The sequence below is a fragment of the Blastococcus goldschmidtiae genome, assembly GCF_031845325.1.
GTDB classification, from domain to species: Bacteria; Actinomycetota; Actinomycetes; order Mycobacteriales; family Geodermatophilaceae; genus Blastococcus; species Blastococcus goldschmidtiae.
In genome coordinates this window covers 166911-182378 of record NZ_JAVREI010000005.1, presented here as the reverse complement: position 1 = coordinate 182378, position 15468 = coordinate 166911, and the positions used below count along the sequence as shown (strand labels likewise).

Below are 15468 nucleotides of genomic sequence, written 5' to 3'. Positions count from 1 at the left end.
AGGTAGGAGCGCCTGCGGTCATGGCCTGGCGCTTGGGGCCCGGTGATGGCGTCCGGCCCGTTCACCGCCCCAGGCCCGGGGCGGCACCAGGCGTGGCCCGCGGCCCGGAACGCTCGGACTCGGGTCGTGGGACCCCCGCCCGGTCGCCGGCCGGCCCCGGCGTGACAGCTGGGCGCCGGTGATGCCCGGTGTCGCGGCGTCCGCGCCAGGCCTTCCGTGCTGCGGCGAGCCGGTCGGGCGGCTGACCCAGCAGGGCCGGCTCCGTGGCGAGTCGGCCGATGCGGGCCTGTGCGCCAGCCAGCTCGTGCCGTGCGCTGGCGACGTGGCGCTCGAGGTCGGCCAGCCGCCCTGCGGGATCGGGTGCCCAAGCGATCGGCCCGAGCGGGTCGAGCCGTTCCTGGCTCCGGCGGTGGGCGTCGATCAGTGCGAGACGGGCCTCCTCACCGATCCGCCCAGCCGCTTCGGTCGCGGCGTGCAGTGAGTGGCGTTCGTGGTGGTCCCGTTCGGCGGCCCGGTGGGCGGTGGTGTCGAACGCCCTCCACAGCGCCGGCCGGTCGTCGAACCGGTCGGCCACCCGGGCGAGCCGCTCGGCGTCGGTGGGCAGGTCGGGCAGGTGCGGGCGCCACCGGTCGGCCCAGCCGGCCAGCTGCTCACTGGCGCGGGCGACGGGTGCGCGCTTGAGTCCCCACCAGCCGGGCCCGTCGAGCACCACCCGGGCCGCGGCGCGGGCGGCGCCGCGCTCGCCGTCCCAGGCGGCGAGCAGTCCATCGCGGATCCGGTCGGCTGCCTGGGCGAGGACAGCAGCGGCGACCTCGACCCGCTATGTCGCTCGCTGGGCGGTGCGAGTCGCCTGTTCGTGGTCGGCTTCCAGCCGCGTGAGTTCGCCGCCGTGGGCTGCCTCGAGCGCCACGGCCTGGCGCAGGGCGTCACACCACGGCTCCAAGACCGCCAGCCGATCGGAGCAGCGCTGCTCGACCGTCCACGCCGTGCGCAGATCGGCCAGCACCTGCTCCAGGGGGCGGGGTGCGGCGTAGCCGGTCGCTTCGGCGGCGGCCTGAGCGGCGGCATGGCCGGGGCCAAGATCGGCTCGGTCGCGACCGAACACGGCGATCCACTGCCCGCGCGCCTCGGCCAGATCGGCGGCGATCAGGTGGGCGGTGTTGGCGGTGCGGCCGCGGGTCATGCCGACGTAGGCCGACGCCGCACCGGTGTGCTCGCCGACCGCCAGGTGTGCCGCGGTGACGGTGTCACCCTGCGCGCCGTGCGCGGTGCTGGCGTAGGCCAACTCCACATAGGAGGTGACGTAGCCGGCGGGCAGCACCCGCTCCCCCGTCCTCACCCGGGTGACACCGGCAGGGACGGCGTCGGCCGGGGTGACATCGCCCGGGATGACGGTTAGCTCCCCGCCGGGGCCAACGGCGACGACGGTCCAGACGTCGCGGTTGGCCACGCCCAAGTCGCGGACGTTGCGGCGGGTGGCGACCCGGTCCCCGACTCCGATCCGCTGCCCGGCGCCGGTGACCGCGACCCGGACGTCGTCGACGCGGCGGTCGGCGACCAGCCGCTCGCGGATGGCCGCGTTGAGGTCGCTGGCCTGCTCGCGGGTGTCGACCACCACGGCCACCCGCTCGCCATCACGGTGATGGTCGGCGACAACGTCGGCCAGCGCCTCCTGTAGCGCCGCAGGATCGACGTGCAAGCGGATCTGCTCGCGGGCTACCAGTGCGTCGAAGACCGCGCCCGGTTCGGCGCCGGTGCGCATGGCCAGGGTCAGGTCGGCGTACTCGACGTCCGGTGTCGTCCGGCCGGCTTGGTCGGTGCGGGTGAAGCGGTGCACCGTCTGCAGGGTCAGGTGCGCGGCCGGATCGACCTGACCGGCGGCGAGGTCCAGCACGCCGCCGCGGCCGACCGCGGCCAACTGGTGCCGGTCGCCGAGCAGCGCCAGGCGCACCCCGTACTCGTCGGCGAGGGTCAGCACCGCGCGGGCGGTGTCCTGGTCGAGCATCCCAGCCTCGTCCACCACCAGCAGGTCCCCGGGCATGAGGCTCGCCCCTGGCTTCGGCCCGGCGTAGACGCCTCCGGTGCGCGGCTCGGCGTCACCGGCGGCCAGCCGGCTCCAGGTCCCCTGGTCGGTCCAGCGCCAGCCGTGCTGGAAGGCCAGCCAGGCAGCCGAGCCGGCGGCGGTGCCGACCTCGGCAGCGGCGACCTTGGCCGCCTTGAGCGTCGGGGTGACCACCGTCAGCCGGCGGCCCTGCGCCTCGAGCAGGTCGCGGGTGGCGGCCAGCAGGGTGGTCTTGCCTGCACCGGCCGCACCCTCAATGACGACCAGCGGCCGGTCACCGGCCAGGGAGGCGGTCGCGGCCGCTTGGCCGGCGTCCAGCCGCGCGAGCGCGGCCAGCGGCAGCTCAGGCTCCTGTTGCCGATCGGTCACGGAGGGAGCGCTGCGGGCGGCGAACCGGTCTGTCAGGTCGGCCTCCACGTCGAGCACCGGCTGGGAGGTCCAGGCCCGGATGTGCTCGGGAACGCCGTCGCGGTCCAGCAGCGGCACACAGCGCGCCATGGTGCGGGCGGTGAGGTCCTCGGCCAACTCGAGGCGGACCCCGGTGTCGGCGACGACGCCCGCGGCGGCGATCAGTTGCTCCACTTCGCCGCGGGCATCGGCGGCGTTCCACGCCGAGCGGCCGGCGCCCAGCCGGGTCAACACGGTGCCGACAGCAGCGTCACGGTCCAGCCCGCCGATCGACGTCGGCGTCAGGCCGACGGGGACGTCCCGGTCGCGATACCCGAGGGCGGCCAGCTCGGCCAGCCATCGGGCCGTGAGGTCCGCACCCGGCTGCGGGGTGACCTTGTCCGGGCGGCCCTCGGCCCAAGCCCGGGCATCCCAGGCCCGCTGCAACGCCGGCCCCGGTGTCTGGCCGGGGTGCGCCTGCGTCCATTCGTGTTCGTAGCGTTCGCGGTGGCGTCCGATCTGCGCCGCCCGGGCGCTGAACGCACCCACGTACTCGGCGAGCTCCCGTATTTCTCCAGTGCCGTCGAGGGTGTATCCGTGCGCGGCCAGCGTGCTGCGGAATTGCGGGTCGGTGACCACCGCGGCATGGCCGATGCCGTTGATCGCGGCCAGCGAATCGCGCACGCCCACGGTGTGAAGCCCCCGCCACCGACGGGCGGCGAACACCCGGGCGTTGACCTGCAGGTGCAGGTGCCGGTGCGGATCGCCGGCGCGGGAGGTGTGGTGCCGAACCGTCACCGCCTCCAGCCCCTGTACCGGCACCTGCACCTGCTCGCCGCGCGGCCCGACCCGAGTGGTGGCGTGCTGGGCCAGCCAGCCGATGATCTGGGCGGCGGCGCGGTCCTGGGCGGCGTCGTACGCCTCGGCGACGTTCGGGTGCACGGCGGCGGCCAGCGACCAGGACTTCGGGCCGTTGACCACCACCTCGACGAACCGCACCGCGCGGTCGTCGGTCCGCAACCAACCGCGGGCCGTCCCGGTGTCCGGGTCCAGGCCCGCGACCCATGCCTCGTAGGCGTCGCCGGTCAGAGGCGCCAGCTCCTGCGTCCGACCGGCGCCGGCGGTGTAGCGGCGCGCGATGCCGGTTCCCTCGGATAGGTAGTAGTCATCAGCCCGGCCTCGGTCGGCTTCCACGTAGTGGCGGGCCGCCGAAGCAGCACCAGCGTAGACCTTCATTCCGCCATGCATATTCAGCGCCACCCGACAATGGCCAACACGTCACCCCTAGAACGGCAGTGGGCCCCGCGAAGCGGGGCCCGAACTACCGCTATGGGTAGCGTGCGTGCCGTTCTGCAGTAAAGGGCAATTTGCTAGCGATAAGCGTTGGTAGCTAACGGTTGCGGGCAATCGCAGGCGTCATTTCATTGGCCATTAACAACAGTCGCTGATCATAGGCAGGATGACGACGGGCCGGTTGCTCGTGACGATGACGTCCCGCTGTGCCGGTGGCACAGACTCACGGGCCTCTCAGTTCGTCCGCACAGGCGGTCCGCCTACGGCGCACACACGAAAGCCAGCCGCTCGACGGCGTCTGATCAGCCTGCCGAACCTGGCCCCACCGCCCGGGCCCGACCACCGCGCTGCACCCAACGGCCGGATGCCAAGGCGCCCGGTCCGATGACCCCTGCCCGCTACAGGTCTTGACTGGCGAGGCGAAAGCTAGTCCCCAGGGCTCAAACGAGGGGACTTCTTCATGCGCCACGGGACTGTCAGACCCTGCTCCTACGGTCAGGAGGTTGCTATACCGCCGGTTTCAGGCAAGGGGAGACATGACGCTGAAGGACGACGTCACTAAGGGCGTCAACGACGTGCTGGCTGCTTCGTGGAAGACCGAGAACGCCACCGTCGTGCCCGAGACGGAGGACGTAGCGCTCGCCAACGGGGCGAAGCTGCTCGATGCGACCTACCTCTACGCCGACATGGCCGACTCCACTGGACTGGCGCAGGGCTACGACAGCCCGGCCGTGGCCCAGGTGATGCGGGCCTACCTCAACGCGGCGACGCGCATCTTGAACGCCCAGGGAGGCAAGATCCGCTCGTTCGACGGAGACCGGGTGATGGCCATCTTCATCGGCAACGCCAAGAACACGGACGCAGCCACCGCTGGCCTCAAACTCAACCGGGTGCTCGACGAGATCATCAACCCGGCGCTCAAGAAGAAGTGGCCCAGCTTCAAGTGGGTGATGACTCACGGCGTGGGCATCGACACCGGGCAGGCCATGATCGTGCGAGGCGGCGTGCGTGGACACAACGACCTCGTGTCCATCGGACGGGCACCGAACATTGCCGCCAAGCTCAGCGAGGTCCGCGGCGGCAAGCGGATGGGACTGCCCAGGGTTCGGTTGACTCCTTGCCTGTGAGGCTGCGGCCTCGCTGGAAGGATCAGCACCGTGCCCAAGCCGTTCCCGAAGGAGTTCCGGCGCGACGTGATCGCGGTCGCCCGGCAGGGCGACCAGTCGATCGCTCAGGTCGCGAGAAACTTCGGGGTCTCTGAGTCCTGCCTCGCCCGGTGGCTGAAGATCGCCGACCGGGAGGACGGCATCTCTGGGCCCTCCTCGCTGGGCGACGCCGGCGGGGACCTTGAGGCCGAGAACCGCGCACTGCGGAAGCGCGCCAAGCAGCTCGAGCAGGAGAACGAGATCCTGCGCCGCGCGACGGCCTACTTCGCGCGCGACGTGCTCCCAAAATGACGCTTCTATGCCTGTCGTCAAGCCATGCATGTCTGTAGTTGGCGGAAGACGGAACGGCAGACGTAGCGCTTGAGGCAGCGGCGGATCTCTCGGTTGCTGCGTCCCTCGGCTCGTCGGCGGGTGACGTAATCGCGGGTGTTGGAGTCATGGCTCATGCGGGTGCGGACAGCGATGTCGAAAGCGCGGTTGAGCTGCCGGTCTCCTGATCGGGAGAGCCTGTGCCGGGTCTTGTTTCCCGAGGACGCCGGTAGCGGTGCGATGCCCCCGAGAGCTGCGAACGCCGCCTCGGAGCGGATGCGCCCGCGGTGGGAGTAGGCGCAGACGATGATCGCCGCGGTGACCGGTCCGAGGCCGGGAACGTCTTGCAGGCCGGGGGCGAGCTGTTCGGTGAGCTGGCGCAGCTCGCGGTGGTTGGTCTTGAGCGCCTCGGTCTGCTCCAGCACCGCGGCAGCGAGACGGTGGCCTTCGCGCCGGGCGATGACCGATGCCTCTGATGAGGTGGTCCGGCTGGTGCGCCAGGCTGCGATGGTGCGGATCTGAGCGTCGGTCAGCGGCTTGCGCGCGTCAACGCCAAGATCGACGCTGCGCAGCAGCGCGGTGAGCGCATTGCGGTTGGCGGTGCGCTGCTGGTCGATGATGGAGCGGGAGGCCAGCAGGATCCGCAGCGCCGCACGAGGCCCGGTCTGACGGGGCCGAGCGAGGGTGGCGTAGTCGCGACCGATCACCGAACGAGCAGCTGCTTCGGCATCCAGGGTGTCGGACTTGCCGGCGTGGGCGTGCGTGGACCGGGCGGCCGGTCGGACCTCGGCGACGTCAAACCCGTGTTCGAGGAGAGCTGCGCTGATGCCGGCGCCGTAGGACGAGGTGCCCTCGATGGCGGCGAGAACGCTGCCCTGGCTGCGGCGACCGATCCAGTCGATCGCGCGAGCGTTGCCTGCCTTCGATGTCGGGAAGGTCGCGGTGTCGATGACCGCTCCCGTGCGGGCGTGCAGGAGGCAGTAGGTGTGCGTGCGGGCGTGGGTGTCGATGCCGACGACGTGCTCGACGGTCTCGGCGACGATGCTCATGAGTCTCCTTGATCGGGCGCAGGTGAATCGATCAGCTCGGACCCGTGGAGTCGCTCAGAGACACATCTGTAATGAGTCACGCCCATCGTTGATCGTTGGGCGGACAGGCTTCTAATCAAGACATCTGGGCGGGAGGCCGAACCCCGGCCCGCGCGTGGACAGGTCATTTTCAAGACACCACCGACGGGCGGTGAGTCGCATATACCCGGAGTCACGCGCGCAGGCTGAGGCCCAGCTTCTCAGCCGGCCACGGGCCAGCCGCCATCCATTACAGATGTACCCGCTGGTCCAAGAGCTCGCCGCCGACAAGATCCCTGTCGTGGTGACCTGCCGGTGCTCGGCTTCTCCAAGCAGGCCTTCTATAAGTGGCAGGCCGAACCGGTCAGCCAGCGCGACTGGGACGACGCGCACCTGATCAACGCCGCGATCGACATCCACCACGACGATCCGGAGTTCGGTTACCGGTACATCGCCGACGAGCTCGCCGACCAGGGCATCACCGCGTCCCGCAACCGGGTGAACCGGCTTTGCACGACTCAGCGGCTGTGGTCGGTGCATTCCCGCAAGCGCGGACTGAACCGCAAGCCCGGGCCGCCGGTGCACGACGACCTGGTGCTGCGCGACTTCACCGCGCCGGCCCCCAACCTGCTCTGGCTGACCGACATCACCGAGCACCCCACCGCCGAGGGCAAGCTCTACCTCTGCGCGGTCAAGGACGCCTGCTCCAAGCGGATCGTCGGCTACTCCATCGGCGCCCGGATGACCGCCGACCTCGCGGTCAACGCCCTGGCCAACGCCCTCGCCCTGCGCGGCGGCGTCGACACGATCGTCCACTCCGACCGCGGCAGCCAATTCCGCTCCCACGCCTACGTTCGGGCCCTGGGGAACGCGCAGCTGCGCGGCTCCATGGGCCGGGTCGGGGCCTGCGCGGACAATGCCGCCATGGAGTCCTTCTTTAGCCTGCTGCAGAAGAACGTCCTCAACCGCCAGCGGTGGCAGACCCGCGAGCAGCTGCGGCTGGCAATCGTCGTCTGGATCGAGAAGACCTATCACCGCCGCCGACGCCAAGACACCCTCGGCCGCATGACCCCGATCGAGTTCGAGACACTGACCAGGGCCGCTCACGCGGCCTGACTCCACCTACCGAACCGAGTCAACTGAAGTCTGGGCAGTCCCTTATCGTCATTCTTGCTTCTAATTCATTACTTATGTCACGCGACTACTACCCGAACTCGTTGCCCCATGGACTGTCACCGCACTCCCTTACCCTTGGACCTACCGTCCACCGGCAGAAGGAGACAGCTTGAGCGACCTGGAGCGGGACATCTTGAACCGCCTGTCCACGCTGCTGAATCATCCGTGGGAGGTTCGCGACGGTCGGGTTGTCCCGGACAGCAAGACGGTCTACGACAAACAGGCGGTCAAGCTCGACGCGACCTACCTCTACGCGGACATGGCCGGCTCGACCGAACTGGCTCAGTCCATCGACGCCGAGGTGGCAGCCAGGGTCATGCGGGTCTACCTGGACATGGCCGTGCGGGTGATCCGCTACAACGAGGGTGACATCCGCAGCTTCGACGGGGACCGCGTCATGGGCATCTTCGTCGGCTGGGACAAGGAGAGCCGGGCGGCGAAGGCAGCACTCGGGATCGAGTACTGGCGGGGTTTCCTCGACTACTTACTCCCCACGCGGCTGGCGGAGGTCAAGGCAATCGGCTGGGAACTCAAGCACGGCGTCGGCATCGACACGGGAGAGGCTCTGTTGGTACGCGCGGGCATCCGCGGCAACGACGACCTCATCTCCATCGGCCGGGCACCGAACATAGCGGCCAAACTCAGCGGTCTCCGGGAGGGCTACAGCCTCTACGCCACCGATGACGCCTACTACGGCATGGACACGGAGACCTCTTACGAAGACGACGAATACAACCAGCCGAGGTGGACCTGGCTCGGTGAGCGAGACTTCGGGGGTCGCAAGGTCACGGTGTACGGGTCGAACTACGGCTGGGAGTGCTGACGGTGCTCGACCCGGACGAGCGGGGCCTGGCGCATCCACGCGGCGATCGTCGACTGGACGGGGAGGGCAGACACCAAGGCGAGTTTCGCTCTATGTATCGGATCAGACTGTTTTTTATGGTCTGACACGTTTTACGTTGTCTGGCCTCTGTTGAGTCGGCCAGTGATTGCATCGTAAAGGTAGCTTGTGCGGGTAGACGCTTTTGCGACTACTGGCCATCCTCGTTGAGCAGCCGCTCGAGCCGGTCATGGCTTCCCCGGTCGACTGTATAGGCCTGACCCTTCGCAGTCAGAAGCTGGTATTCCCCACGCTGGGACTTGGTGATCACCAACACGTGATCGGTATTGATCCACAGCTCACCGTTCTGGACCCCGCACTGAATGAAAGCCATGTCCCAACCCTTCGCTTTCCGTTATGATGTCTATGGATGCAACATCATTATGGCATCGCTGGACTCATCGAGCTTGCCGAGCGCGGCCTGCTGGCCGGCTTCATCCGTGACGAGCTGGGACTTGGGATCTCCGTGCGTCAGGTCCAGCGCCTCATTCATGACCGGCTCGGTCCTCGACCGACTCGCCGGGCCATCGAGCGCCGGGACGTTGTGTGCCCGTAGGCCTACAGAGGAATCCTAAGAATCTGCCCCACCTGGATCTTATTCGGATCTTGAAGGCTGTTGGCTGCCGTAATCTTCTGGACGTCGGACCCTGTCTCACGAGCGATGGCCGTCAAGGTGTCGCCCTTCACCACCTGATGCAGCTGATATCCGTGCATCCCTCCAATGACGATTACAGACACGGATTGCGTGTCGAGGCCTGGATCGCGCTCCCCTGAAGGGTCGTCACCGAACAACTGGAACGTGGCGGGACCGACGTACTCCGTGTTGACAGATGCTTCGTGGACGAAGGACTCCATGAGGCCCATCGAGCCGGCCGAGAAGAAGTCCTTGGCGATCTCGTGCTCTCCCGCGAGCAGCCGCCAGCCGTAGGAAGCTTCGAACGCCGTCCCGATTGCGGCGATCGGCAATGTCCTGCCGACCAAATCGCCCGCCAGAGGCTGCCGAAGCTGGATCCCGTACGTGTCCATCTAAACCCTCCTGTGACTCGAGCGGGCACGCGCTGTAGCGAACCCTGCACTCAGGGTGCCCGCGCTCAGTAGCTCCAAACCACACACTTGCAACTACGTCTTCCAGCGGTGTGCGGACGGCCTAGAGATGGATCCCTCCCTGCAGGACGCCCGGCGAGGCAGCTGCTGTGCTGTACGGACGTCGCTGCAGCGGTTTCCCGTGTGCGATCGCTCTGCGGTGACGGTGACGGCGGAGCCAGGGCTGTCAGCCCGATCGAACTCAGTTCTGAGTGGGAGGCGCCTCTGCGCGCCGGCTATCGCCCCGCCAGCCCGTGCCCCGCCAGCCCGCAGTGCGGGCCAGGGGGTCATCTACCAGCCAGCGACGGCCCGGGCGGCCAACCGGCTGACTCCTGGGACACGTCAGCAGGCTCGCTCGGACGTACGGGGGTCCCGGCGGCCCATCGGTCCTCAAGCATCGTGGCGACCAGCCCGCGACTGGCCTCGGGGAACGGCGGCTCGGTCGACCTCGACAGACTCATCTGCCGCACTCCAGGTGTTTCGAACTCAGTCGCGCCGGTCCGCATCGAAGCGTCCCGGTATCCAATGCGCTACGACGATGTTCCGGGGTCAGCCAACCGCTGGCGTCCTGTTGGGGATCCCTTGCCGGCACGCAGAACAGACCTGCACGGGGCCGCGAAGATGCCCCCGGCAACACCACCTGTTCACTCATGTCGACGCCGAGCGGGGCGGCGCACTGAAGGTGCGAGGGTCAGCCAGAAACGGCGACCTTCAGCTTGGTCATGAGCTCGGCGAACTGACCGTCGTTGCAGCCGATCACATCGCCCACCTGGAACCACTGGAGCACCACCGCCTTCGGCGACCAGTCGGCCGAAGCGACGCCCTTGTGGTGGATAATGTCGTGACGGAAACGCCGCAGATCACCGAAAACATCGCTCGTCACGTTATTCAGCTAGACACCGCACAACCCGGCCAGATGCGGACGGTGCACGTCGTCCCAGCGATGGAATGTCGAGACAATCCACTGCTGCGCCAATGTCACCGGTGTTGGCCCGTGCGGGTCGGCGGCCGTCTCCAGTTCGGAACGCCGAACCCACAAGTGATGAGTCGGCGACCCCTCCGCATCGGGCGCTCTAGCACCGATGAAGATTCTGGGGTCGGGGTTCTCCGTCGACCCACCATGCTGCGCGGTCTGGTCGGCGAAATGCTGGAGGCCGGCGACTGCGAACTTGGTCGTAACGTAGGTCTGTCGAAGTTCAGCGACGATTCCGTAGTAGTAATCCCGCGCCGGATCACCACTCACGCCAGCAGGGTAACTTAGTCGCGCCTCGGCCGATGATGCCGTAGGCCATCCTCGTCGGGACGACGCCCCCTTGGAGTGAGCTTCCGGCCCACGCGGGACCACTCACTGACAGACCTCCGCCGTCCACACTCCCCTGCGCTTCCCACAACCCGCCCGATCCGGCTGGCGCTGGTCGAGGGAAGGGTCGGCCGCAGGCCGATCCCGAAGGGACGCGAAGCGCCCTTCCCGCGACCGAGGCAGCCGGCACGCTGATCGGGTGGGACGCGCGTCGCCGATACCGCGGACGTGCCGACGTGCGAGCCGGATTCCGGTCCGCAGCCATGGGTCAAGGCAGCCAACCGCGCGCCGCGCCGTCACCGGGGGGCCTGCCGCCAGTCCCCATCCAGTCCCCAAAAGGTTCAACAAGACCCATCTGTCTCCGAACGTCACCAACCAGGAAGGTGCAGGTTAGGCGCTATATCAACGAAGAGCCACAGGTGCCCAATCACGCGGGGGGAGTTCGCGATGTACTACGACATCTGAGCCGTGGACAGTTGAGTCCTGTCACCACCGCGGCCCCCGACCTGATCGTCAGGTCGGGGGCCGCGGTGCGTCTGCGCCCCGGCCAGCCGGCACCGCCGACGCCCGGGACCTGGCCGCGCCGTCAGGACGCCGCCATGCCCCGCCAGGCGATTTCGAACGCCTCGCGGCAGCGTGCCAGCGCCGCGGGGTCGTCGAACATGCAGCCGCGCACGACGTACTGGTAGTAGAAGACGCCGTTGATCAGGTCGATCGCCGCCTCGATGTCGGTGTCGGCCCGCAGGACCCCCCGGTCGACGGCGGCCTGCAGGACCGCCACCGTCCCCGCCCGGCGACGCTCGACGTGCGATCGCCACGACGCCTTCTGCACCACGCGGTTCTCCAGGCCGAGCACGAGCCGGCGGCGGAACCGCCGCTCCGAGTAGGTGGTGCCGTGGGTGGTGCGCGGGTCCCCGAAGAGCGCGTCGACGATGTTCTGCCTGATGTCCCCGTCGACGGGGATCTGCGCAGCCGTGCGCCCGTGGTCGAGCGCGGCGGCGACGAGATCGGTCATGCTCGGCCAGCGTCGGTAGAGGGCCGTCCGGCTCACCCCGCTGAGCGCCACCACCGCCCGGACGGTGACGGGCTCGTCGCGGTCCACCAGGTGCAGGGCGGCCTGCAGGATCCGCTCGTCGAGCCCCTCGGTGCGCGGACGGCCGGGGCGGCGGGGATCACCCGCCGGCCCGGCCCGGCCCGCGGTGGCTCCCGCGGTGTCGTCGTCCACGTCCTAGGCGGCGAGCGCCCGCTCGCGGAGCATCGCGACGAGCCCGTCGGTGAGGCCAGCGGCGCGCAGCGGTGCCAGCGGGTCGGCGTACGTGCTGCTGAGGTGCCGGAGCAGCCCCTGCATCGGCGCGGGCGAGAACTCCGTGCGCATCGCAGCACGGGCGGCCTGGTCGAGGTCGATGCCGAGTTCGGCCAGGAAGGACGTCATGACCGGGGCGATCCGGTCCATCACCGCCTGGGAGTTCACGGCCGTCCTGGCGTAGTCCTCGACGATCGCCTCGTGCTCCGCGCCGAGCGCCAGCAGGAGGGACGCGGCGAGCACGCCCGTCCGGTCCTGGCCCGCCGCGCAGTGGAAGGCGGTGGTGCCCGGCGCCGTGGCGATGACGGCGAGGGCGGTGACGATGCGCGGGGCCGCCTCCTCGTACATGCGGATGTACATCGCCTCGAACCGTGACTGGTCGAAGACGTCCGACGCCGCCGGCAAGCCGGCCGAGCCGATCGAGCCCAGGAAGGGCAGGTGGTGGTAGGCCACCGGCATGCGGCCGAGCGGTCCGCGGCCGGTGGCGCCGACCTCCGCGGCCGACCGCAGGTCGATGACGGTCGCCACGCCGGACTGCACGAGCCGGGTGGCCGAGTCCTCGTCGGCGAGGGACAGGTCGTCGGCGCGGATGACGAAGTCGTCCCGGATCGTGCCGCCGGGGATCTCGACCCCGCCGAGGTGCCGCAGGTTCACCGGCGCCGACAGCGGGAACCGCGGCGCGTCGTCGATCAGGCTCATGTGATCCTCCTCCGGATGATGGCACTGGCCTGGTCGATCGCCGTGACCAGCACGACGATGCAGATGACCATGGCGCTGAGGTGGCCGTAGTCGTACATGTTCATGGCGGTGGTGAGCTCGAGACCGATCCCGCCGGCGCCGACCAGGCCGAGGATCGTGGCGCCCCGCACGTTGCCCTCGAAGAGCAGCAGCGTGTAGCTCGTGAGCATGGGCGCGGCCTCCGGGAGGATGCCGTACTGGATGATCTGGCGCCTCGAGGCACCCACCGCCTCCATCGCGACGATGGGACGCCGGTCGACCGACTCCATGGCCTCCGCGAAGATCTTGCCGATCGAACCGATCGAGCCGACGGTCATGGCGAGGATGCCCGCGAACGGGCCCAGGCCCACGGCCGACACGAACATGAGGGCGATCACGAGGTCGGGCAGCGAGCGGATGACATTCATCGCCCAGCGCGACGGGTAGTAGAGCCACGTCGGCGCGATGTTGGACGCGGCCCCGAACGCGAAGACCAGCGCGAGCACGGTGCCCAGCACCGTGCCCACGATCGCCATCTGCAGGGTCTCGACGAGCAGCCGGACGATCGTGTCGAACTTGTCCCAGGACGGCGGGAACATGCGCGACACGAACTCGGCCATGTTGGAGGCGCCCTCGCCGAGCTTGATGAAGTTGAACTCGGCACCGATGGACGACCAGGTGAACAGCGCGATCGCGACGACGACGCCGGTCGTGAACCGGGCGCGCGGAGCGGTGAACGCGCGCTCGAGCCGTGCCCGCGCCGCGTCGTCGAGCGTGGCCGGCTGGGGGGCCCGCCGCCGGGGCGTCGGGATGGTGGGGCGCTCCGGCTCGGTGCCGGTCGTGAGCTGCGGCATCAGTCGTCCCCGTCCTCGTCGTCGACGTCGTAGACCGACGCGAGTCCCTCGGCGGAGAGTTCGCCGGTGGCCCCTTCCAGCACCACCCGGCCGGAGCGAAGGCCGACGATCCGATCGGAGTGCTCGACCGCGAGCGCCACGACGTGCAGGCTCACGAGCACGGGGATGCCCTCCTGCCGGGCGATGCTCTGCAGCAGGTCGAGCACCGTGTGGCTCATCCGGGGATCGAGCGAGGCGACCGGTTCGTCGGCGAGGATGATGCGCGGGTTCTGCATCAGCGCGCGGGCGATCGCCACGCGCTGCTGCTGCCCGCCGGAGAGCGTGCGGGCCTGGTCCTCCGCCTTGTGGGCGATCCCGACCCGGTCGAGCAGCTCCAGCGCCCTCGCGCGGTGGGCGCTCGAGAACGTGCCCAGCAGGTTGACCGGACCGGCGTCGTAGAGGGCGCCGGTGAGGACGTTCGTGAGCACCGACAGCCGGCCGATGAGGTTGAACTGCTGGAACACCTGGCCGATCTGCGAGCGCACCTCCCGCAACTGACCGGGACGGAGGTCGGTCAGGTCGTGGTCGCCTGCCCGCACCGTGCCCGAGGTGATGGGCGCGAACCCGGTCAGGCTCTTCATCAGCGTGGACTTGCCGGATCCGGACGCGCCCAGCAGCGCGACCGTCTCGCCCCCGTACAGGTCGAGGTCGACCCCGTCGAGCACGAGCGGGTCCTGGGCCGTGTAGCGCACGGTGAGGTTCCGGACGCTGACGCGGCGGTCCTCGTCGGCCCGACGTCCGGACCCCGTCGGGAGAGGCGCGGCCTGCTCGGTGGCCGGCGGCCGCTGCTCGGCCCGCCGCGCCAGGCGCGGCCCGCTCACTCGAGGTCCGAGATGTCGACGTCGGCGATCGCGGCGATGTCCACGAACGGCTGGAACAGCTCGTCGCCCGGCTCGATGATCGGCTCGACGCCGACGGGGATGGCCTCGGCGTACACACCCAGCTGGTCGGCGTTCTCGGCCGAGAAGACCTTGGGGATCGCCTCGAGCAGGGCCGCCCGCTTCTCCTGGCTCATGCTGGTGCTGCCGAGCACCGTGATGGCGATCGGCATGGAGATGCTCTCCCCGATGGAACGGGTGTCGCCCGGTTCGAACGGGAAGAGCGGGGAGCCCTGGCCGGCCATGGCGGGGAAGATCGTGGAGGTGCAGGCGACGTCCGCCTGGCCGTTCTGCAGCGCCAGGAAGCTGCGGTCGTGGCCACCGGACATGAGCGAGCTGTAGTCCTCGTCGGCCTCGAGCCCGGCCTCGTGCAGCATGTGGGTGGGCATGAAGTAGCCGGAGCTGGACGCCGGGTCGGCGAAGGCGATGACGGTGTCGGAGCTGACGTCCTCGAAGGACTTCAGGGGCGAGTCGTCGAGCACCAGGCACGTCGAGACGGGCTCGTCCTCGCCCGGCCACGCGACCAGCGAGTCGACCTCCCCCGTGCTCACCGCGAGCGCCGACGGGAAGCCGCTCATGATGCCGATGTCCTCGTGCCCGTTGCGGATGGCCTCGATGACGGCCGAGTAGCTCGGCACGTCCGTGAGCTCCACCTCCATGCCGGTCTCGGCCTCGATCATGTCCTTGAGGGCGTCCACCGGCGTCACCGCGTTGGGGTCGTCGCCGAGGGGCAGGGTCGCGAAGCGGATGACCTCGGTCCCGCCCCCGTCGCCGGACCCCGCTCCGTCGGCGGTGTCGGCGGCCGAGCTGCTGGAGCAGGCGGTGAACAGGAGTGCGGAGCCGGCGGCGAGAGCCAGGGCAGCGTGCACGCGCATGGGACGTCCTTATCGGGTGCGGAGGGAGCGCCACCGGGTCGTGCCGGTGGGTGTCCTCAGTGCAGCCCGCGGACATGTC

The 15468-nt window shown here is 69.4% G+C and carries 14 protein-coding genes and 2 pseudogenes; 4 read left to right on the top strand and 12 right to left on the bottom strand.

The features are described from left to right. Window positions 1-61: 61 nt before the first annotated feature. Window positions 62-3685: pseudogene (mobF, locus tag RM425_RS10205) on the bottom strand (MobF family relaxase). 593 nt (window positions 3686-4278) lie between these two features. On the opposite strand from mobF, the gene RM425_RS10200 reads away from it, so the two are divergent. Together RM425_RS10200 and RM425_RS10195 are read left to right on the top strand one after the other, a co-directional pair. Next, window positions 4279-4869, top strand: coding sequence for an adenylate/guanylate cyclase domain-containing protein (locus RM425_RS10200; protein ID WP_311345081.1), 591 nt, complete (start codon window positions 4279-4281; stop codon window positions 4867-4869). A 30-nt stretch (window positions 4870-4899) separates the two neighbouring features. Beyond that, a complete protein-coding gene (locus RM425_RS10195) occupies window positions 4900-5199 on the top strand; it encodes a transposase (RefSeq protein ID WP_311345080.1) in 300 nt (99 codons plus the stop codon). Between the two features lie 17 nt (window positions 5200-5216). Here the strand turns inward: RM425_RS10195 and RM425_RS10190 are convergent, their stop codons facing one another. Continuing rightward, window positions 5217-6266, bottom strand: coding sequence for an IS110 family RNA-guided transposase (locus RM425_RS10190; RefSeq protein WP_311345079.1), 1050 nt, complete (start codon window positions 6264-6266; stop codon window positions 5217-5219). A gap of 262 nt (window positions 6267-6528) precedes the next feature. On the opposite strand from RM425_RS10190, the pseudogene RM425_RS10185 reads away from it, so the two are divergent. Then, a pseudogene (locus RM425_RS10185) lies at window positions 6529-7400 on the top strand (IS3 family transposase); the annotation flags it as partial. A 169-nt stretch (window positions 7401-7569) separates the two neighbouring features. Continuing rightward, on the top strand, window positions 7570-8283 hold the full coding sequence (locus tag RM425_RS10180) for an adenylate/guanylate cyclase domain-containing protein (RefSeq protein ID WP_311345078.1): 714 nt from the start codon (window positions 7570-7572) through the stop codon (window positions 8281-8283). A gap of 208 nt (window positions 8284-8491) precedes the next feature. Here RM425_RS10180 and RM425_RS10175 read toward each other — a convergent pair whose 3' ends face one another. The 10 genes from RM425_RS10175 to phnD all read right to left on the bottom strand — a co-directional run bounded on the left by RM425_RS10175 (window position 8492) and on the right by phnD (window position 15389). Next, the gene (locus RM425_RS10175) at window positions 8492-8674 is read right to left on the bottom strand and encodes a hypothetical protein (protein ID WP_142027405.1); all 183 of its coding nucleotides are present in this window, start codon (window positions 8672-8674) and stop codon (window positions 8492-8494) included. Window positions 8675-8704: 30 nt separating this feature from the next. Continuing rightward, window positions 8705-8833, bottom strand: a complete 129-nt coding sequence (locus RM425_RS10170) for a hypothetical protein (protein WP_311345077.1) — start codon at window positions 8831-8833, stop codon at window positions 8705-8707. A 65-nt stretch (window positions 8834-8898) separates the two neighbouring features. Then, window positions 8899-9366, bottom strand: coding sequence for a LysM peptidoglycan-binding domain-containing protein (locus RM425_RS10165; RefSeq protein ID WP_311345076.1), 468 nt, complete (start codon window positions 9364-9366; stop codon window positions 8899-8901). A 748-nt stretch (window positions 9367-10114) separates the two neighbouring features. Beyond that, complete coding sequence (locus RM425_RS10160; protein ID WP_311345075.1) at window positions 10115-10306, bottom strand: hypothetical protein; 192 nt, start codon at window positions 10304-10306, stop codon at window positions 10115-10117. Window positions 10307-10315: 9 nt separating this feature from the next. Next, on the bottom strand, window positions 10316-10666 hold the full coding sequence (locus RM425_RS10155; RefSeq protein WP_311345074.1) for a hypothetical protein: 351 nt from the start codon (window positions 10664-10666) through the stop codon (window positions 10316-10318). 643 nt (window positions 10667-11309) lie between these two features. Next, window positions 11310-11948, bottom strand: coding sequence for a TetR/AcrR family transcriptional regulator (locus RM425_RS10150; RefSeq protein ID WP_311345073.1), 639 nt, complete (start codon window positions 11946-11948; stop codon window positions 11310-11312). Window positions 11949-11951: 3 nt separating this feature from the next. Further along, on the bottom strand, window positions 11952-12725 hold the full coding sequence (locus RM425_RS10145; RefSeq protein WP_311345072.1) for a tyrosine-protein phosphatase: 774 nt from the start codon (window positions 12723-12725) through the stop codon (window positions 11952-11954). Then, window positions 12722-13597: a phosphonate ABC transporter, permease protein PhnE gene (gene phnE, locus RM425_RS10140; RefSeq protein WP_311345071.1), complete on the bottom strand. Its 876-nt coding sequence runs from the start codon at window positions 13595-13597 to the stop codon at window positions 12722-12724. Before phnE ends, RM425_RS10145 begins: the two co-directional genes overlap by 4 nt. Beyond that, window positions 13597-14457: a phosphonate ABC transporter ATP-binding protein gene (phnC, locus tag RM425_RS10135; RefSeq protein WP_311345070.1), complete on the bottom strand. Its 861-nt coding sequence runs from the start codon at window positions 14455-14457 to the stop codon at window positions 13597-13599. Before phnC ends, phnE begins: the two co-directional genes overlap by 1 nt. After that, entirely contained in the window at window positions 14454-15389 is a 936-nt protein-coding gene (gene phnD / locus RM425_RS10130; RefSeq protein WP_311345069.1) for a phosphate/phosphite/phosphonate ABC transporter substrate-binding protein, read from the bottom strand. The genes phnC and phnD overlap by 4 nt, the downstream gene beginning before the upstream one ends. Between the last annotated feature and the right edge of the window lie 79 nt (window positions 15390-15468).